Annotated in this window: 17 protein-coding genes; 4 read left to right on the forward strand and 13 right to left on the reverse strand. The window is 63.5% G+C overall.

Going from position 1 to position 18,759, the window contains the following annotated elements:
* Positions 1–23 precede the first annotated feature (23 nt).
* A complete protein-coding gene (locus FAX90_RS09745) occupies positions 24–1,013 on the forward strand; it encodes an agmatine deiminase family protein (protein ID WP_144097190.1) in 990 nt (329 codons plus the stop codon).
* Here the strand turns inward: FAX90_RS09745 and FAX90_RS09750 are convergent.
* From FAX90_RS09750 to FAX90_RS09775, 6 genes are all read right to left on the reverse strand, one after another.
* Complete coding sequence (locus tag FAX90_RS09750) at positions 1,005–3,557, reverse strand: HWE histidine kinase domain-containing protein (RefSeq protein ID WP_240704829.1); 2,553 nt, start codon at positions 3,555–3,557, stop codon at positions 1,005–1,007. The genes FAX90_RS09745 and FAX90_RS09750 overlap by 9 nt on opposite strands.
* Before the next feature lie 11 nt (positions 3,558–3,568).
* Positions 3,569–4,198 (reverse strand): biliverdin-producing heme oxygenase, encoded by a 630-nt coding sequence (locus tag FAX90_RS09755; protein WP_144097192.1) that lies wholly within the window; start codon positions 4,196–4,198, stop codon positions 3,569–3,571.
* Positions 4,199–4,217: 19 nt separating this feature from the next.
* Positions 4,218–4,625, reverse strand: coding sequence for a baeRF12 domain-containing protein (locus tag FAX90_RS09760; protein ID WP_144097193.1), 408 nt, complete (start codon positions 4,623–4,625; stop codon positions 4,218–4,220).
* A 243-nt stretch (positions 4,626–4,868) separates the two neighbouring features.
* Positions 4,869–6,521, reverse strand: coding sequence for a chaperonin GroEL (gene groL / locus FAX90_RS09765; RefSeq protein WP_144097194.1), 1,653 nt, complete (start codon positions 6,519–6,521; stop codon positions 4,869–4,871).
* A gap of 45 nt (positions 6,522–6,566) precedes the next feature.
* Complete coding sequence (gene groES, locus FAX90_RS09770) at positions 6,567–6,854, reverse strand: co-chaperone GroES (protein ID WP_144097195.1); 288 nt, start codon at positions 6,852–6,854, stop codon at positions 6,567–6,569.
* Between the two features lie 166 nt (positions 6,855–7,020).
* On the reverse strand, positions 7,021–8,424 hold the full coding sequence (locus FAX90_RS09775) for an MATE family efflux transporter (protein WP_144097196.1): 1,404 nt from the start codon (positions 8,422–8,424) through the stop codon (positions 7,021–7,023).
* A gap of 223 nt (positions 8,425–8,647) precedes the next feature.
* Here FAX90_RS09775 and recQ point away from each other — a divergent pair, with 223 nt between their 5' ends.
* The 3 genes from recQ (at position 8,648) to FAX90_RS09790 (ending at position 11,691) form a co-directional block, all read left to right on the forward strand.
* Positions 8,648–10,534 (forward strand): DNA helicase RecQ, encoded by a 1,887-nt coding sequence (gene recQ / locus FAX90_RS09780; protein WP_144097197.1) that lies wholly within the window; start codon positions 8,648–8,650, stop codon positions 10,532–10,534.
* A 68-nt stretch (positions 10,535–10,602) separates the two neighbouring features.
* Positions 10,603–11,475, forward strand: a complete 873-nt coding sequence (locus tag FAX90_RS09785) for an SPFH domain-containing protein (RefSeq protein ID WP_240704830.1) — start codon at positions 10,603–10,605, stop codon at positions 11,473–11,475.
* 15 nt (positions 11,476–11,490) lie between these two features.
* Positions 11,491–11,691, forward strand: coding sequence for a type II toxin-antitoxin system antitoxin (locus FAX90_RS09790; protein WP_144097198.1), 201 nt, complete (start codon positions 11,491–11,493; stop codon positions 11,689–11,691).
* Between the two features lie 24 nt (positions 11,692–11,715).
* Here the strand turns inward: FAX90_RS09790 and ribA are convergent, their stop codons facing one another.
* The 7 genes from ribA to FAX90_RS09825 form a co-directional block, all read right to left on the reverse strand.
* Entirely contained in the window at positions 11,716–12,786 is a 1,071-nt protein-coding gene (gene ribA / locus FAX90_RS09795) for a GTP cyclohydrolase II (RefSeq protein WP_240704831.1), read from the reverse strand.
* 10 nt (positions 12,787–12,796) lie between these two features.
* Complete coding sequence (locus tag FAX90_RS09800) at positions 12,797–13,588, reverse strand: exodeoxyribonuclease III (protein ID WP_144097199.1); 792 nt, start codon at positions 13,586–13,588, stop codon at positions 12,797–12,799.
* A gap of 321 nt (positions 13,589–13,909) precedes the next feature.
* Positions 13,910–14,566, reverse strand: a complete 657-nt coding sequence (locus FAX90_RS09805) for a LolA family protein (RefSeq protein ID WP_144097200.1) — start codon at positions 14,564–14,566, stop codon at positions 13,910–13,912.
* Positions 14,567–14,745: 179 nt separating this feature from the next.
* Positions 14,746–14,913, reverse strand: coding sequence for a 50S ribosomal protein L33 (gene rpmG, locus FAX90_RS09810; protein WP_066764720.1), 168 nt, complete (start codon positions 14,911–14,913; stop codon positions 14,746–14,748).
* A gap of 282 nt (positions 14,914–15,195) precedes the next feature.
* Positions 15,196–15,450 (reverse strand): GlsB/YeaQ/YmgE family stress response membrane protein, encoded by a 255-nt coding sequence (locus tag FAX90_RS09815; RefSeq protein WP_144097201.1) that lies wholly within the window; start codon positions 15,448–15,450, stop codon positions 15,196–15,198.
* A gap of 115 nt (positions 15,451–15,565) precedes the next feature.
* Complete coding sequence (locus FAX90_RS09820; RefSeq protein WP_144097202.1) at positions 15,566–16,390, reverse strand: undecaprenyl-diphosphate phosphatase; 825 nt, start codon at positions 16,388–16,390, stop codon at positions 15,566–15,568.
* A 65-nt stretch (positions 16,391–16,455) separates the two neighbouring features.
* Positions 16,456–18,594 (reverse strand): M13 family metallopeptidase, encoded by a 2,139-nt coding sequence (locus FAX90_RS09825; protein ID WP_144097203.1) that lies wholly within the window; start codon positions 18,592–18,594, stop codon positions 16,456–16,458.
* Positions 18,595–18,759 lie beyond the last annotated feature (165 nt).

The raw sequence follows: 18,759 nt of genomic DNA on the forward strand, positions 1-18,759 counted from the left end.
TATCATCAGGACAACACGCTACGATGACCGATACCACTTGGCGGATGCCGCCCGAATGGCAAGCACAGGACTGGATCTGGATAGGCTTTCCGCATGATCCGTCGGAATGGTCGGGCGTGATCGATCAGGCGCAGGAAGAAATCGCCGCCTTCGCAAATGCCGTGGCCGAAACCGGCCAGGAAGTACGGCTGCTGGTACGTGACGGCGCGAACGAGATGCGGGCGCGCCAGCTGACGAGCGCGGCAGTCAAGCTGGAGCGGCGGGTCTATGGCGATATCTGGCTGCGCGATACCGGGCCGCTGGTCCTGACCGACGGCCAGGGCAACCGCGCCGCGCGGCGCTTCGGCTTCAACGGATGGGGCGGGAAGTACCTGATGGACGGGGACCAGACCGTGGGAGCGGAACTTGCGCGCGATGCGGAGCTGCCGCTCAGGACCTCGGACTGGATCCTCGAGGGCGGGGCGATCGAGGGGGACGGCAGCGGGCTGGTCGTTACGACCGAGCAGTGCCTGCTCAACCCCAATCGCAATCCCGCCATGTCGCGCGGCGATATCGAGGGCAGGCTTTCCGCCGATCTGGGCATGGGCCGGGTCGTCTGGCTGGGCGACGGTTTGCTGAACGATCATACCGATGGCCATGTCGACAATCTCGCCCGCTTCGTTGCCGAAGGTACGCTGGCATTGCCTTTGCCGACCGGCTCCGACGATCCCAACCGGGCGATCTATGCCGATGCGCGCGACAGGGCGCTGGCGGCCGGTCTCAAGGTCGTGGACGTGCCTTCGCCGGGGCTCATCACTGCGGGCGATTTCGTCGAACCGGCGAGCTACATGAACTTTGCGATCACCACGCACCTCGTGGTCGTGCCGACTTACGGATCGGTTCACGATGATGATGGCGTGGCGGCGGTCGATGCGCTGTTCCATGACCGCCCGGCGATCGGTCTTCCGGCAGGCGCGGTGCTGGCCGGCGGTGGCAGCTTCCACTGCGCCAGCCAGCAGATGCCGTCAGTCTGAACCGGCTTCGGGGTCTTCCTTGACGGCGAGTTCGGCCAGGGCCTGTCCCATCTGTGTGGTGCCATAGGGCTTCACGATCATCGGCACGTGCTGGAACCGTTCGGGCATTGTGTCCTCACCGCCATAACCCGATGCGAAGATAAACGGGATTCCCGCGTTCATCAGCTTTTCCGCCGTGGGTGACGAGTTTTCCCGCCCGAGGTTGAAGTCCAGCACGGCCAGATCGATTTCGCGCTCCTCAAGGATTCTCGCCGCGTTGGCGTTGCTCGCCGCAAGGTAGACCTCGCCCGCGCCAAGTTCGCGCAGCGAGTCTTCGGCATCGAGAGCGATCAGCGCACTGTCTTCGACCAGAAGGACCTGCTTGCCGGTAATCAAGGCCTCGCCGCCGGACTTGCTGGAGGGCACGGCCTTGTGAACCTCTGCTCCATTGCTTTCGGCGACATAGCGGCCCGGTATCACGAAACGTCCTTCGAAACCGGCGGTCTTGTAGAAGACCTTGGCCTCACCGCCCAGCTCGTGGGGGATCGAGTTTTCGATGACCGTCGTGCCGAAACCGCGCCGCTTGGGCGGCATGACAGCGGGGCCGCCTATTTCGCGCCACTCGATCGCGAGCGAACCGTCTTCGATGATCTTCCAGCTGACATCGACCGTGCCGCTATCGCTCAGCGCGCCGTATTTCGCGGCATTGGTCACCAGTTCGTGGATGACGAGCGCCAAGACGGTAAAGGCCTCGGGGGTGATCGCGACATCGGGGCCGTCCATGCGTACGGACTGGTGCCCCGCTTCGAAATAGGCTCTCGCCTCGGTCACGATCAGGTCTTCCAGACGCGCTGGACCCCACTGGTCGGCGGTCAACTGATCATGCGCTCGGGCCAGCGACTGGATTCGCGAATCGAGTGTGCTGATGAACGCACCGACATTATCTGCGTTGCGGCTGGTCTGCCCGACGAGCGCGCGGATCAGTGCAAGGATGTTGCGTACGCGGTGGTTCAGTTCGCTGATAAGCAGCTTCTGCTGCTCGCTGGCGCGCCTGCGGTCCTCGCTTGCTGCTTCGGTCAGGCGCAAGACCACTTCCAGCAGGGTTGAACGCAAGGCGTCGGCCACGCGCATCTCCGCCTCGGTAAACGGGGCCGCTTCGCCGCGGACGAGTTCCGACCATTCCTCGAAGCTCTTGCGTGGGGTCAGGCGGGCACCGTTCGGCCCGTATTCGATTTCCTTTTCCTGGTTCCCGGCCCAGCGCACAGACCGCAGCCGTTCCGAGCGGAAAAGGACGACATAGTCGCGCGGCCGACGCGAAATCGGCACGGCAAGCAGGCCTGCCGCCTTGGAGCCATATGCCTCCGCCTCGGGCAGGATTTCCGAAATTCGGTTTGTGGTGAAGATCTGGCTCGCTTCACCCCGGTTCAGGATATTGGCAAGCGTGCGGAACTGCTCCTCGTTCGGGGTCAGTCCGCTGAGCGAGACATTGCCTTCCACGAACACGCCAACGCCGTCGGCGGGGATCGCGTCCATGACGAGGTCGCCCATCCACTGCGCGTCGGTCAGCCGCTCGGTGTCCTGCGCGGCTGCGGCCATCAGGCGGTCTGCCACGCGGCGTGCCTTGTCCTCGTACGCGGTGGTTTCCGAGCGCAGGCGGCTTTCGAGAACCAGCGAGAACATCTGGCCGAAAAGTTCGGCCGCGCTGCGTTCGGCAAAACTGGGCAGGCGCGGGCTGTAATGGTGGCACGCGAACAGGCCCCACAGCTTCCCGTCGATGATGATCGAGATCGACAGCGAGGCGCGTACGCCCATGTTTTTAAGGTATTCTACGTGGATCGGCGACACCGCGCGGAACAGCGACAGCGAAAGGTCGAGCGGTTCGCCCGTGCTTGCCGGTTCGATCGGCTTCGGTTCGTCGTTCACGTCGGCGATGATGCGAAAGACGTTGCGCAAGTAAAGCTTGCGGGCCTGTTTCGGGACGTCGGATGCGGGAAAGTTCAGGCCCAGGAAGCTGTCGACGCCAGGCTCTAGCGCCTCCGCCACAACTTCACCCGAACCGCTTTGTCCGAAACGGTAGACCATGACCCGGTCAAAGCCGGTCAGCAGACGGACCTGCCGTGCGCCTTCGCGAAAGATGTTGGAAAGCGTGTCGGTCGACTGGATGCGCGTGATCATGCTGCGCACCAGCGACGCAACTTCGATCTCATCACCGCGGGCCGGTTCGCATTCGATCACGATCGATCGGCCCGAGAAGTGAATGGCGACATCGAACGCCGCGGCGTCGGAAATCAGACGTACGGAGAACAGCCGCTCGACCGCGTCATCGCCGCGCAAGTTGCCCACACGCGCGCGAAGCGAAGTCAGGGCATGAGGCAGGAAGATATCGTGCAGCGGGCGGCCCAGCAGGCCGATCGGTTCGATGCCGAGATACGGCTCTGTATTGGCGGCGCGCTGGACGATCCAGTCCGCGCCGACCGCGATCAGGAAACCGATGGGCTGAATATTGCCCAGAATATGGATGGGTTCACGATCACAGTTTGTAAGATCAACAGTGTCCGTTCCCACTTGGGGTCGGTTCAACGAATGTCCTCCGCCATGGCCATCGCCCCCCTGCGGAAGGCGCGGAAAGTTTCTATAGCCGCATCAGTGACTTCGTCCAGCCAATCCGCGCCGGTACAGGCATCGTCGAAGGCGGCGCAGAACGCTTGCCATCTGCGGCCCATGTCAGCGTCGGGCGACAGGTAGCTGCGCGGTAGTCCATTGGGCACGCGATCGGACAGGATCCTGCCGCCAAGGCGGGATCCTTCGAGTACGTATTGCACACCCCAGGCCGATACCGGGGTGACGGAAAAGGCGATCATCGGTGCGGGCAGGGGAATACACAGCGCGGCAAGGTCGTCGGCAATGCGCGGGTAGCGCGGCAGCCAGCCCTGCCAGCCAAGTCCCGTAACGTGCAGTTCCAGCCGCGGCAGCGCCATGGCGTGCGCGGTCAGGAAGGCGCGGTAATCGCTAATATTGCCAAGGTCGAAGGGGGCAAAGGCCACCTCGGTCGCCTCGTGCTCCTCATGCGTGCGGTCACGCAGCACGAAGCGCGCGGTGCGACCACGATCTGTCGGCTCGGCCAAAACGGCTTCGGCGCCCGACCCGCTTTCGCGGGCAAGCGCCGGAGACCTGAATTCGGGCTGGTTGAATTGCGACCCGTCCATCAAATTCGATGCTCTCTGATCAATCGGAAAGAAGTACTTTTTCGATCCGTGCCACCGGTTCGCCTGTCATGGTCTTGGCCTCTTCGGCGACAAGAACGGCTTCGAGCGACTTGTGATAATGGCGGCGCATTTCGCCCAGCGACTTGGGATCGGCAACAACGGCCAGCTTGTCGATCTTGCCCTGCAGCACCGCGCCATTGAGATATTCGGCAACCGCGGTGGCATGGGCCAGCTCGTTGAGGTCCGTGCGCCCGTGGCGCTGACCGATATCGTCCTGATGGCGCACGCCCGCGCTGAAATTGCTGCCTTCCACTTCGGGCTTGTCGACCGCGGTGAGTGACGGCGAATCCGGCGATCCGTCATTGCGCATCAGGGTGAAGGTTGTGCCATCGACGATGGCGAGGTGGGCCTTGTGCGGCAGGCGCATAAGTCGTCCCTTCCGAAATTTTTGCGTTATTGTTCGTTTAGCCAACGCCCGAGACTGCCGAAGTGTCCCGATTGCCGAAAATTTTGATGTTAAGTCGCACAACGCGCCGCATGGCAGGTCAATACGAGGGCAGGAGTTGGCGAAGCCGTTGGAAAGCGGGCATGAAAAAGGGCCGCCGGAACATGTCCGGCGACCCTGTTTTCAGCGTCTGGCCCGTTTTCAGAGCCTGGATGGCAGGTGGCTTTAGAAGCCGCCCATGCCGCCCATGCCGCCCATGCCGCCCATGTCGGGCATCGCCGGCATGGCGGGCTTGTCTTCCGGAATGTCGCTGATCGCGGCTTCCGTGGTGATCAGCAGACCGGCAACCGAAGCTGCGTCCTGCAGGGCAGTACGAACGACCTTGGTCGGGTCGATCACGCCGGCAGCAACGAGATTTTCGTACACGTCGGTCGCAGCGTTGAAGCCCTGCGTTTCGTCACCTTCGCGCAGCAGGTTGCCCGAGACGACCGCACCGTCGAAGCCGGCGTTGCTCGCGATCTGGCGAACCGGGGCCATGATGGCCTGGCGGATGATGTCGACACCGCGGGTCTGGTCGTCGTTGTCGCCCTTCAGGCCTTCGAGAGCCTTCGTGGCGTAAAGCAGGGCCGTACCGCCGCCGGGGACGATGCCTTCTTCGACGGCTGCGCGCGTTGCGTGCAGGGCGTCGTCGACGCGGTCCTTGCGTTCCTTCACTTCGACTTCCGAAGCGCCGCCGACCTTGATGACCGCAACACCGCCGGCGAGCTTCGCGAGGCGTTCCTGCAGCTTTTCACGGTCGTAGTCCGACGTGGTCGATTCGATCTGTGCGCGGATCTGTTCGACGCGGGCCTTGATGGCTTCCGCATCGCCGGCACCGTCGACGACCGTGGTGTTGTCCTTGTCGATCGTGACGCGCTTGGCCTGGCCGAGCATGTTCAGCGACACGTTCTCGAGCTTGATGCCGAGGTCTTCGCTGATCATTTCGCCGTTGGTCAGGATCGAGATGTCCTGCAGCATGGCCTTGCGACGATCGCCGAAGCCCGGAGCCTTGACGGCAGCGATCTTCAGGCCGCCACGCAGCTTGTTGACGACGAGAGTCGCGAGCGCTTCGCCTTCGATGTCTTCCGCGATGATGAGAAGCGGACGGCCCGACTGCACGACGGCTTCCAGGATCGGGAGCATCGGCTGAAGGTTGGTGAGCTTCTTTTCGTGGATCAGGATGTACGGGTCATCCAGTTCGACGGTCATCTTCTCGGCGTTGGTGACGAAGTAGGGCGACAGGTAGCCGCGGTCGAACTGCATGCCTTCGACGACGTCCAGCTCGAATTCGAGGCCCTTGGCTTCCTCGACGGTGATGACGCCTTCCTTGCCGACCTTTTCCATGGCTTCGGCGATCTTTTCGCCGACTTCCTTGTCGCCGTTGGCCGAAATCACGCCGACCTGGGCGATTTCAGACGTACCGGAAACGTCCTTGGAACGGTTCTGCAGATCGGCGACGACCTTGGTGACCGCGAGGTCGATGCCTCGCTTCAGGTCCATCGGGTTCATGCCGGCGGCAACCGACTTCATGCCTTCGCGCACGATGGCCTGGGCCAGCACGGTCGCGGTGGTCGTGCCGTCACCGGCAGCGTCGTTCGCCTTCGATGCGACTTCGCGCAGCATCTGGGCGCCCATGTTCTCGAACTTGTCCTTGAGTTCGATTTCCTTGGCGACGGAAACGCCGTCCTTGGTGATACGCGGTGCGCCGAAGCTCTTGTCGATCACGACGTTGCGGCCCTTGGGGCCCAGCGTGACCTTCACGGCGTTGGCGAGGGTGTCGACACCCTTCAGGATGCGTTCGCGTGCGTCACGCGAGAATTTCACGTCCTTGGCAGCCATTGTTATTTCTCCTTTTGAGAATGCAGTAAGTCAGGAAGGATCCGCTCAGGCCATGACGCCGAGCAGGTCGCTTTCCTTCATGATGAGCAGGTCCTTGCCGTCGACCTTGACTTCGGTGCCCGACCACTTGCCGAAAAGGACGCGGTCGCCTTCCTTGACGTCGAGCGGGGTGACGGTGCCGTTTTCGGCGCGGGTGCCGGTGCCAACCGCCACGATACGGCCCTCCGAGGGCTTTTCCTTGGCGCTGTCGGGGATGATGATCCCACCGGCGGTCTTTTCTTCGGCTTCGATGCGTTCGACCAGAACACGGTCGTGAAGCGGACGGAATGCCATGATATGACCTCTTCCAATTAATGGGTTGGTTATTGCGATTGGCACTCCCGCTCGGAGAGTGCCAGCGGGGCCGATATGGTCGGGGTGAACGTGGTCGTCAAGCGGCGTTCATCAAGTTTTTTTGAGACGGGCCGTTGCCTGTTTGCAGTCGGGCGTTCGCGGCGACCTATCGCCCGCCGGTGACAAGCCCGAGACTCTCGCGCCGGTGCCAGCGCCAGCCGAGCAGGGCCGAGGTGACGATCAGCCCGACGGCAAGACCGATCCAGACCCCCAGTCCGCCGAATTCGGTGTGGAAGCCCAGATAGTAGGCCGTCCCGAACCCGAAGACCCAATAGCCGATCACGGCAAGGATGAAAGGCACTCGCGTATCGGAGAGGCCGCGCAGGAGCCCCGCCAGAACCACTTGCGCCCCGTCGAACAGCTGGAACGCGGCGGCGACGACCAGATAGGTGACCGCAAGCGGCACGACATCCGCATTGGCGGGCGCGTCGACATCGAAGAACAACGACAGCAGCACCTTGGGAATCCCGATCATCGCCGCCGCGAACAGCCCGGCAAAACCGATGACGACCCAGATGACTGCAAGCCCGGCGCGGTGGATGCCCTCGCGCGATCCGGCACCATTGTGCAGCCCGACACGGATCGTAGCCGCCGTCGCAATGCCCATCGGCACCTGAAACGCCAGCGCGCCCAGTTGCAAAGCCACGGTATGCGCTGCCAGTTCCAGCATTCCGATCGCGCCCATGAGGTATGCGGCGCCCGAAAACAGCCCGCCCTCGGCCAGCGTGATCGCTCCGATCGGGAGGCCGACGCGCCAAAGCTCGTTCAATCGCTGCCAGTCTGGCCGCCACAGACGTCCGAACAGGAAGTGCCGCCGCATGCGCCTGTCAGACTGGATAATCGCGACATAGGCGGCCAGGACGACCATGGACGTGATCACGCTGGCAATCGCCGCGCCCTTCAGGCCAAGCGCCGGAAAGCCCCAGTTGCCGAAGATCAGGAGCCAGTTGCCGATAAAGTTCACGATCAGGGCCAGAACGGTCACCCAGGTCGCGATCACGGCGCGGTCCATCGTCGATACGAAGATTCGCAAGGCCGCCGCTGCCAGCACGGGTATCGCCGCAGGGGACAGCCAGCGCAGGTACTCGCCCGCCATCGCGGCAATCTGCGGGCTCTGCCCGGTCAGCAGCATGAATTGTTCGGCAAGGTTGGAACCCACCATGACCGCGATGCCAGCCAAGACCGATAGCCAAAGCGCCATGCGGAAAGACCGCCGCACTTCGCGAACCGCATGTCGGCCCCGTCCCAGCGCGGTGGCGGCCATAGGGGCGACCGCGCTGATGAGGCCCATCGTGCACCACAGCATCAGGCCATAGCTGGATACCGCCAACGTGCTGGCTGCCAGTTCCTGTGTCCCGATCCGCGCGATGAACAGCACGTCGATGGTATAGACCGCCATCTGCAACAGGTTCGCCGCCGCCAGCGGCACGGCCAGCCGGGCCGTCGCGCCGAATTCGGCACGCAGGGCAGTCGCATCGCGGCGATTCGAGATGGGGGCGGCGTCAGTCATAAAGCCGGCCCGGTTAGGCGAGCGGCGTGACCGGGGAAAGACATTTCGTTCGCAGCGACTTGAAGGTTACCGGCATGGAAGTCCCCGTTGGCCTGTGCGGCGCGGTGCTCTGGTCCCGAAGGTGGCAAAGTTCAGCTTTTCACACCTGCTATCCACGGCTTTGCCGGGGCAGAGCGGCGCAGGCGGTTTTCCTGTGGCCCCAACCTCTGGCAAGGGTCAGTACATGGCAGAGCCATCAGACGCCCCATATCTCGACCCGTTCGATCAGTACGACGACTTCGATCGCGTGGACTATCCCGACTTCGCGCCGGAACATGTCCCTTTCGGCCCGCCGCCGGACGAGGCGACGTTGCTGGACCGGCTGCATTCGGTCTTCGGCTTCCGCGCCTTTCGCGGGGTTCAGCAGCAAGTGCTGGACCGCGTCCTTTCGGGGCAGTCGACGCTGGCCGTCATGCCTACGGGTGCGGGCAAGTCGCTGACTTACCAGCTGCCCGCGACGATGGTGGATGGCACTTGCGTCGTGATCAGCCCGCTCATCGCGCTGATGCACGATCAGCTGCGCAGTGCAGAGGCGAACGGCATTCGCGCCGCCACCCTGACCAGCGCGGACGAGAACCGGGCAGAGACCGTCGCCCGCCTGCGCGCAGGAGAGCTGGACCTGCTTTACGTCGCGCCCGAACGCGCCAGCCAATCACATTTCCGCGAGCTTCTGGGCCAGTGCCGCATCGCGCTTTTCGCGATAGACGAGGCGCATTGCGTGTCCGAATGGGGGCACGACTTCCGTCCCGACTATCGCCTGCTGCGCCCGCTGATGGACCTGTTCCCCGGCGTGCCGCGTCTTGCCCTGACGGCGACGGCGGATGCGCATACCCGTTCGGACATCCTGGCCCAGCTGGGCATTCCCGAAGAGGGAATGATCGTTGCCGGGTTCGACCGGCCGAACATCCGCTATGCCATCGGGCCGCGCGAAGGGCTGACGCAGCAGCTGCGCCAGTTGCTGGCGGCCAATCCCGGCCCCGGCATCATCTATGCCCCGACCCGCGCCGCGACGGAGCGGCTGGCCGAATCGCTGTCGGACGGCAAGCGCGAGGTGCGCGCCTATCACGCAGGGCTTCCGCCCGAAGTGCGCGCGGCGAACCAGTCGGCCTTTGTCGCGTCCGAAGACATGGTCATGTGTGCCACGGTCGCCTTCGGCATGGGTATCGACAAGCCCGACGTGCGCTTCGTCGCGCATGCGGGCCTGCCCAAATCGATCGAGGCCTATTACCAGGAAACGGGCCGTGCGGGCCGCGATGGCGATCCGGCCAGCGCGCACTTGTTCTGGGGCGCGGACGATTTCGCCCGCGCGCGGATGCGTGTGCAGGAGGTGGACGAGGCGCGCCAGCAGGGCGAACGCACGCGCCTGTCGGCGCTGGGCGCGCTTGTCGAAACCGCCGGATGCCGCCGCGCGATCCTGTTGCGCCATTTTGGCGAAACGCCGCCCGAAACCTGCGGGAATTGCGACAACTGCCTCGAACCGCCCAAGTCGGTCGACGCCACGGTGACGGCGCAGAAGTACCTTTCCGCCGTCGCGCGCACGCGGCAGATGTACGGGGCCGGCTATGTCGAGGGTATCCTGACCGGCCAGGCCAGCGAACGGGCGAGCCAGCAGGGCCACGACACCCTGTCGGTTTTCGGCATCGTCGAGGGTGAGGAAGCCGCCTTGCTGAAGCCGGTCCAGCGCGCCCTACTGGTTCGCGGGGCGCTGCTACCGACAGAGCACGGCGGGCTGATGCTGGGTCCGGAGGCGCGGACGTATCTCAAAGGCGAAAAGCCGCTCGACCTCGTCCTGCCGCCAAAGCGTCAGCGCAGCCGGGGCCGGAAGGGCAGTGGGCAGGCGCTCAACCCCGTGGGCGATCCGCTGTTCGATGCGCTGCGCACCCTGCGCCGCGATCTGGCAAAGGAAGGCGGGGTGCCGCCCTATGTCATCTTCCACGATGCGGTCCTGCGCGACATGGCGGGCTTCAAACCGCAGAACCGCGCCGCGCTCGCCGATCTGCCGGGGATCGGGGCCAAGAAGCTGGATGCCTATGGCGACCAGTTCCTGGCCGTAATCCGCCAACATTCCTGATTTCCTTGCCGTCCGCCTGATTCTGATATAATGATGATATCATATTTATATCAGAAGGGGGAATGTTCATGGAACTCAAATCGATGGAAGCCAGTCGCGAGACCGATGCCAGCACGGCAAGCGGTTATCCGATGCTGGTCGTTATACTCCTGTCGCTTCTGGCGATTGCCTATGGGGTTCGTTTCCCGTCGCTCCTCGTCCTCATACCCGCAGGCCTGATCTTTGCCTTTGTGAGCGCCGGTTTTTACATGCTGCAACCCAACCAGGCGGCGGTGATCACGCTGTTCGGGTCCTATCGCGGCACCGATCGCACGCACGGGTTGCGCTGGGTCTGGCCATGGATGGGGCGCAAGAAGATCAGCGCGCGTGCAAACAACATTCATTCCGACCGCATCAAGATCAACGACCTGCGCGGCAACCCGATCGAGATCGCCTGCAACGTCGTGTGGCGCGTGCGCGATACTGCACAGGCCAGCTTCGACGTCGACGATTACCGCGAATTCGTGAACATCCAGATCGAGGCGGGGCTGCGCACCGTGGGTTCGCGCCATCCCTATGACGACATCGAGGAAGGTGAGACCACGCTGCGCGGCGACGGCGACCAGGTGAACGCCGAACTGCTGACCGAATTGAACGAGCGTCTGAAGGTCGCCGGGATCGTCGTGGACGAAGCGGGCCTGACCCACCTTGCCTATGCACCCGAAATCGCCGGTGCCATGCTGCGCCGCCAGCAGGCCGAGGCGGTTATCGCCGCGCGGGCCAAGCTGGTGCTGGGCGCGGTGTCGATGGTGGAAATGGCGCTGGCCAAGCTGTCCGAAGACAACATCGTGCACCTCGACGACGAACGCCGCGCGGCCATGGTCTCGAACCTGATGGTCGTGCTGTGCGGTGAACGCGATACGCAGCCGATCGTGAACACCGGCACGCTCTACAACGGATAACGGGGGCAGGCATTCGTGCCAGCGAAACGCAAACCCTTTGCCTTGCGGCTCGACCCGGCGCTCCACGCCGAGGTCGAGCGTATGGCCGCGCGCGACCTGCGCTCGGTCAACGCCGAGATCGAGTTTCTCTTGCGCGAGGCACTATCGAGGCGCGGGGTAAAAGTCGGTGTCAGCGATCAGCCGCGCAGGGGGCGTCCGCCGAAACAGGACGATTGATCCAGGTCCCGAATGGCTTTGGGGTCAGAGCAGGTGCCCGGTCCGGTCGCGCTTGGTATCCAGATAGCGGGCATTGTGCGGATTGGCGGGCAATTGGTGCGGCACCCGCTCTGTCACGGTGACGCCAACCGCCGCAAGCGCCTCGACCTTGGCCGGGTTGTTCGTCATCAGCCGGATCGCGGGAATACCCATCAGGTCCAGCATTCGCGCCGCGACGGGGAAATCACGCGCTTCTGTCGGCAGGCCGAGCCGGTTGTTGGCGTCGACCGTGTCGAAACCCTGGTCCTGCAGGCGATAGGCGCGCAACTTGTTGATGAGGCCGATGCCGCGCCCTTCCTGGCGCAGGTAGAGAAGGACGCCGTATCCGCCCCGCGCGGCCTCTTCGGCCATGGCGTGAAGCGCGGCGTCGAGCTGCGGGCCGCAATCGCACTTGAGGCTGGTGAGCACGTCGCCGGTCAGACATTCGGAATGAAGCCGGACGAGCGGCGTCCTGTCCGACCGCTGTGCCCCGACAATCAGCGCGACGTGTTCGCGCAGATCGTCCGGCGCGCGGAAGGCGACGATCTCGCACGCCTCGGCGGCAGCAGTCGGCAAATGCGCGCGGGCCTGGATCGTCAGGCGGTGCGGGTCCTGAAACGCGGCCAGATCGGCGACATCGCATTCGACGGCGCCATCGGCCGGCGAAGGATCGACCAGGAAACAAGGGAGCAGTCCCGCAAGCCGCGCCAGCGTCATCGCGGCCTTTGCCGCCTCGCCCGCTTCGATAGGTTCGGCCCGGAACGGTCCTGCCAGCGGGTGGGCCAGATCCTGCGACGGATCGGAAAGATCGCGGGCAAGGGAAAGCGTGAAGGGTTCTGCCGCTCGGATCAGGACCGGCGCATCGGGCACGGCGGCATCGCGCTGGTTCGCCAGTTTCAGCGTCGCGGCCCGCGCTGCGGAAATCAGCAGCCGCGGGGCGGTGGTATTGCCGCTCTCGAACCCGGTTTCGGGGTTCAGCAAGGTCAACACCCCGTCCGCCCCGGCCAGCCGGATCGGCCAGCCGTGGCGCAAGGCATCGATGGCCTGCGCCGCGCGGCGGGGATTGCCGGTGCTCACCGAAGCACGCTCACAGGTCGAATTCCGTGATCAGCGGCACATGGTCGGAAGGCTGCTCCCACTTGCGGGTTTCCTCGACGATGCGGTGGGACGTCGATTGCGCGGCCAGATCGGGCGATGCCCACATGTGGTCCAGCCTGCGGCCCTGGTCCTTTTGACGCCAGTAGGAGCGGTAGGACCACCACGAATAGTTCCGTTCGGGCGCAGGGATATGTTTGCGCCCCAGATCGACCCAGCCGTGCGCATCGCCCAGCTTGCCCAGCGTTTCCACCTCCAGCGGGGTGTGGCTGACGACCTTGAGCAGCGCCTTGTGGTCGTAGACGTCGCAGTCCAGCGGCGCGATGTTGAAATCGCCGACCAGCAGCGTGGGGCGGTCGATCTTTTCGGACCACCGCGTCATGCGTTCAAGGAAGTCGAGCTTCTGCCCGAACTTGGGGTTCACCTCGCGGTCGGCGACATCGCCGCCGGCGGGGATATAGACGTTTTCAAGGATCATGCCCTTGCCCGGACCGCCCAATTCGACGCCGACATGGCGGGCCTCGCCATTGTCCTGCCAGTCGTGGCGGCTGAATTCGGTAAGGGGGATGCGGCTGACCGTCGCGACGCCGTGATACCCCTTCTGACCGTGAACGGCGCGATAGGTATAACCCAGCTTCTCGAACGCTTCGTGCGGGAACAGGTGCTCTGCACACTTGATTTCCTGCAGGCAGAGGACGTCGGGCGCCTGCTCCGTCAGCACGCGTTCGACCTGGCCCATCCGAAGACGGACCGAATTGATGTTCCAGGTAGCGATAGAGACCATGGCAATGGCAAATAGAGCGCCGCGCTCCAAAGTCCACCGTGTGCAGGGATCAGAAATGGAAAAACCCCCGACCCGGGGGCAATGGGTCGAGGGCTTCCATTCGCGTTCGTCACGCTCGGCAGGACACGTTCGCTTTGGTTACGAGCAACAGGGGGGAAACCCGAACCGCGCGTCCTGTGTGTCTATTTTTAGTGGGGGCGTCCTGTCCATTAGATGAACAGTAACCATTCCAACGGGGCATTTCATCGCCATGCCGGCACGACTGGCCGTTCATGGGGCGGGAAACCTGAACGGAGCACCGCCCAACCTGAACAAAGCCGATCAGCGCCGCTTGCGCGGCTTGACGTCCTTGAACATGAACGTGCCGTTCGAAACCGACATGCCATAACGGTGGTTGTCGAGCAGGATCTTGGTGACCTTGTTCTGCGCGTCGACCGAAACCCAGCCTGCCAGTTCCATGCCGCCCGGTGCCGAGGCGTTCTTTTCAAAGATCATGGTCAGCGTGCCGTATTCGGGGTGCTTGGGATCCTTGACCCGGATGCTGGTGACGTCGGAATGGTTTGTCGGCATCAGCGTGCCATACTTGCTGATGTCGCCATCGGGCTGCAGCAGCGCGCCAAGCGGGCTGTTCTTGATCGGCCAGACCTGCTTCTGGTTCACTTCATAGTCCAGCATCGTCAGGCGCGAGCCGTCAGAGACGATGAGCACGGGCACATCGTTTGCATATTCGAAGCGAATCTTGCCGGGGCGCTTCAGCACCATCTTGCCGGTGAGCTGCTGTCCGCCGCGGCCGATCTGCGTGAAGTTTGCCGTCATCGTGTTGATGGCGCGCAGGGCTGTAACGGCCTGGTCGAGTTTGTTGCCCGAAGCAGCCGCAGCAGGCACGGCCGGCGCGACAAGTGCGGCCGGTACGGCGAGAGCGAGAAGGCCGACGCCGATGGCGCGGGCGGTCTTGCGGATAGGGTTCATCGTGTTCATCCCGGTTCTATTACCTTTGCGGCATTGAACCCGTTGTGAACCGGGAGTGTTCCCGCCCTTAAGGTAAGAAGTGACCAGATCGGGCAGGACGAGGCGGGATGGCGGGCGGCGCGATTCGCCGCGCCCGCCTTCAGACCGCCGGAAAGCGTGCGGCAAGGCCAGGGCCCCGCCGCGCAAGATCACTTGATCTTGGCTTCCTTGAACTCGACGTGCTTGCGCACGACCGGGTCGTACTTCCGCTGGACCATCTTTTCGGTCATGTTGCGGGGGTTCTTCTTCGTGACGTAGAAGAAGCCGGTGTCGGCGGTGGAGACCAGCCGGATCTTGACGGTTGCGGGCTTCGCCATGACGTGTTCCTGATAATTCCTGTAGCCGCGCGGCTGGCCGGTGAGCCTGCTACGCGAACGTTAAAACTCGCGGGTATTCGTAAGTGCGAGATTCGGAATCGCCTGACCCGTCTCGCAAAGCGTGGGCGCCTTTGCGATAAACGCCCTGCCAAGTCAACCCAAACCCGCCTTTCGAAGCGGCGAACCGCAGTCCGACGCGCCTTTGGCAAACGAAAACGGCGCCGGAAAACCCCGGCGCCGTTCGTGGCAGCTTCCTGCCTTGTCCCGTTGGAAATTCAGTTCTTAGCGAACCGAACCACGACGGAAGAGATTGACGATCGCAAGGAGCACGACGGCACCAAGGAACGAGAACAGCAGAGCCGAGAGGCTGAAGCCGTTCATGATCGTGTCGCCACCGACGACGAGGCCGGCGATCAGGGCGCCGACAATGCCGACGACGATATTGAGCAGGATACCCTGCTGTGCATCAGTGCGCATGACGATGCTGGCGAGCCAGCCGATAATGCCGCCGACGATGATCAGAATAATAATACCCATCGTTCGATTCCTTCAAATTAGCGTTTGAAGAAGAAACGTCGGTGGGTGCTTCTTGGTTCCGGCCCTTGTGGAAAAGTCCGCAAGGGCTGGCCATGAAGTCAGGTTTTTCAGGGCTTTAGCCGCCCGTCGCGACGCCCAGCCAGATCAGCGCGGCGATGCCGATGACGATACGGTACCAGGCGAAAGGCGAAAAGCCGGCCTTGGAGACATAGGCGACGAAGGCGCGGATCACGATCAGGGCGACGATGAACGACACGACGAAGCCGATCGCGATTTCGTCCCAGCCGACCGTCATCGATCCGGCGGACAGCATGTCGCGGTATTGCCAGATTTCCAGCGTCGATGCGCCCAGCATGGTCGGGATCGCGAGGAAGAAGCTGAATTCGGCAGCCGTGCGGCGTTCGATACCCATGGCCAGCGCGCCCATGATCGTCGCGCCCGAACGGCTGACGCCGGGCACCATGGCAAGGCACTGGATGAAACCGACGCCCAGCGCCTGTTTCACCGGCAACTGGCCGATTCCGGTGGGCGGGCCTTCCTTGGCGACTTTTTCGATCACGAGAATCGCGATGCCGCCTGCGATCAGGGCCCATGCCACGATACTGGGGCTGCCCAGCATGATGTCGATGTAATCCTTCAGCAGCAGGCCGATGATGGCCGCGGGCGTGAAGGCGACAAGGATGTTGATGACGAACCGGATCGATTCGGGGTGCCGGTGCAGGATGCCGATGCCCGCTGCCCAGAACGTTCGCCAGTACTGGACCACGACCGCCAGGATCGCGCCAAGCTGGATGACGACGTTGAAGACTTTCCATTCCTCCGCGTCATAGCCGAACAGGGCCGATGCCAGGATCAGGTGGCCGGTCGAAGAGACGGGAATGAATTCGGTCAGCCCCTCGACGATACCGAGGAGGATTGCGGTCAGCGTGAGATTTTCCATGCGCCGCGGGAGGTCGCCCGACGCTCGGCCCGTGTCAAGCCGAATGCGCCGGGCGGTCCTTCAAATCACCAGATACGCACACGCTCATCCGGGGCGAGGTAGAGTTCTTCGCCCGGCTTCACGTCGAACGCCTTGTACCATTCGTCGAAATTACGGACGATGCCGTTGATGCGGTAGTGCGGCGGCGAGTGCGGATCGGTGACCAGCAATTCGCGCATGCGCTTTTCGCGCATCTTCGAACGCCAGACCTGTGCCCACGACATGAAGAAGCGCTGGTCGCCGGTAAAACCGTCGATCACCGGCGCTTCTTCGCCGTTCAGCGCGAGCTTGTAGGCGCGATAGGCGAGCGAGAGACCGCCGAGGTCGCCGATGTTCTCACCCATGGTCAGGCGGCCGTTGACGCAGGTTTCGCCGTTATCGAACGGGCAGAAGGCATCGTACTGTTCGGCCAGTGCGTTCTGCAGCTTTTCGAAGTTGGCCTTGTCGCCGTCGGTCCACCAGTTGCGCAAATTGCCTTCGCCGTCGGACTTGGCGCCCTGGTCGTCGAAGCCGTGGCCCATTTCGTGGCCGATGACCGCGCCGATCGCGCCGTAGTTCACGGCCGGGTCCGCATCGACGTTGAAGAACGGCGGCTGCAGGATCGCGGCGGGGAAGACGATCTCGTTCAGCGTCGAGTTGTAATAGGCGTTCACGGTCTGCGGGAACATGCCCCATTCGCTGCGATCGACTTCCTTGCCGACTTTGGCGATCTCGTCCTCGAATGCCCATTTCGACGCCATCATCGCATTGGCCAGCGGATCGTTCGCCGTCGGCATCAGGCCGGCATAAGTCTTGAACTCGTCGGGCGATCCGATCTTGGGCACGAAGGCGTTCAGCTTGGCCTTGGCCTCGACCTTGGTGGCATCGCTCATCCAGGCCAGGTCGTCGAGATTGGCGTCCATGGCGGTGCGCAGGTTGGCGACCAGCGCCTCCATCTTGGCCTTTTCCTCGACCGAGTAGTACCGCTCGGTATAGATCTTGCCGAGCAGCTCGCCCATCTGGCCTTCGACCGCGCCGATGCCGCGCTTCCAGCGGGGGCGCTGTTCTTCCTGACCGCGCAGGGTGCGGCCGTAGAAGTCGAACCGCGCGTCGGCGATATCGCTGGGCAGCACTTCGGAGTGGCTGGACAGGAACTTGGCGGCGAGCCACGCCTGCCAGGTCGAAACCGGCACGGTCTCAATCAGGTCGAGCACGGCCGGAACGCCGCCGCCCATGTTGGCGGCCGCTTCGGCGGCGTCGATACCGGCGGCGTCCAGTTCTTCCTGCGTCGGCGGCATCTGCCAGATGACCGCATAGGGAAGGTCGGGAAGGCCCATGTCGGCCAGGAAGCGGGGCATCAGGCCGTCAGGGCCGAGCTTTGCCAGTTCGTCCGCGTCGAGCCGGGTATAAGTCAGGTCGCGCTGGCGGCTGATTTCCTGGCTCCAGTCTTCCTGCGCCATGCGCCGTTCGAGCGAATAGACCGCCTCGGCCGCCTTATCGGGGTTCTGGTAACCGGCTTTGCCGAGAAGGAAGGCGAGGTACTTCTTGTACGCGGCCTGCGCCTCGAGGTTCGTCTCGGTCGGCTTCAGGTAATAGTCGCGGTCCGGCAGGCCGAGGCCCGAGGTGAAGAAGTAGATCGCGTTGACGTCGCTGTTCTTCATGTCGGCGAAGACGGCGGGCGCGATGGGCGAGGCATAGCCGGGCGTCGCGAACAGCTTCACCAGGTCGGCGGGCGTCTTGGCGGCATAGATCGACTGCAGATAGGGCTGCGCAGGCGCAAGACCGGCGGCGTTGATCGCGTCGGTGTCCATGAACGCGGCATAGGCATTGGCAAGGCGCGCCTCGTCAGACCCGGCTTCCCAATTGCCCGCGGCCAGTTCATTGAGGATCGTGTGCACGCGTGCTTCGGACAGGTCGGCCAGCAGGTTGAACGCGCCGTAGCTGGTCTTGTCGGCAGGGATCTCGGTGGTCTTGATCCATTCGCCGTTGACGTATTCGTCGAAGTCGTCACCCGGCTTTACCGAGGTGTCCATGTACTGCGTCTGGACGCCGAAAGCGCCCCAGTCCGCTGCCTCTGCGGCGGCGATGGTCTCTTCCGACGTTTCCTGGGCGATGGCGGGGGCGGTGAGTGCGAAGGCGAGTGCCGAGCAACCGGCAACAAGCATTTTCCGGGTTATCTTGGTCATGGGGGGAGTGCAGTTCCGTTCGTTGTTCCGATGCCGCGTCATAGCGCCAGACGCGGTGTTGCAGATGTCGTTCGTCGGTTTCTTTTGTAACTTTATCGATGAACCGCACCTGTAGATGGGTCAAGCGCCCCTTTTCGCAAGCCTGCGTTCAGGCTTGCGGCAAGG

The organism is Croceicoccus sediminis (genome assembly GCF_007570835.1).
In the GTDB taxonomy this organism is placed as follows: domain Bacteria; phylum Pseudomonadota; class Alphaproteobacteria; order Sphingomonadales; family Sphingomonadaceae; genus Croceicoccus; species Croceicoccus sediminis.

Coding starts and splice junctions, on each gene's coding strand:
- FAX90_RS09745 (WP_144097190.1), top strand. CDS start 24: ATGACCGATACCACTTGGCGGATGCCGCCCGAATGGCAAGCACAGGAC.
- FAX90_RS09755 (WP_144097192.1), bottom strand. CDS start 4,198: ATGGACGGGTCGCAATTCAACCAGCCCGAATTCAGGTCTCCGGCGCTT.
- FAX90_RS09760 (WP_144097193.1), bottom strand. CDS start 4,625: ATGCGCCTGCCGCACAAGGCCCACCTCGCCATCGTCGATGGCACAACC.
- groL (WP_144097194.1), bottom strand. CDS start 6,521: ATGGCTGCCAAGGACGTGAAATTCTCGCGTGACGCACGCGAACGCATC.
- groES (WP_144097195.1), bottom strand. CDS start 6,854: ATGGCATTCCGTCCGCTTCACGACCGTGTTCTGGTCGAACGCATCGAA.
- FAX90_RS09775 (WP_144097196.1), bottom strand. CDS start 8,424: ATGACTGACGCCGCCCCCATCTCGAATCGCCGCGATGCGACTGCCCTG.
- recQ (WP_144097197.1), top strand. CDS start 8,648: ATGGCAGAGCCATCAGACGCCCCATATCTCGACCCGTTCGATCAGTAC.
- FAX90_RS09785 (WP_240704830.1), top strand. CDS start 10,603: ATGGAACTCAAATCGATGGAAGCCAGTCGCGAGACCGATGCCAGCACG.
- FAX90_RS09800 (WP_144097199.1), bottom strand. CDS start 13,588: ATGGTCTCTATCGCTACCTGGAACATCAATTCGGTCCGTCTTCGGATG.
- FAX90_RS09805 (WP_144097200.1), bottom strand. CDS start 14,566: ATGAACACGATGAACCCTATCCGCAAGACCGCCCGCGCCATCGGCGTC.
- rpmG (WP_066764720.1), bottom strand. CDS start 14,913: ATGGCGAAGCCCGCAACCGTCAAGATCCGGCTGGTCTCCACCGCCGAC.
- FAX90_RS09815 (WP_144097201.1), bottom strand. CDS start 15,450: ATGGGTATTATTATTCTGATCATCGTCGGCGGCATTATCGGCTGGCTC.
- FAX90_RS09820 (WP_144097202.1), bottom strand. CDS start 16,390: ATGGAAAATCTCACGCTGACCGCAATCCTCCTCGGTATCGTCGAGGGG.
- FAX90_RS09825 (WP_144097203.1), bottom strand. CDS start 18,594: ATGACCAAGATAACCCGGAAAATGCTTGTTGCCGGTTGCTCGGCACTC.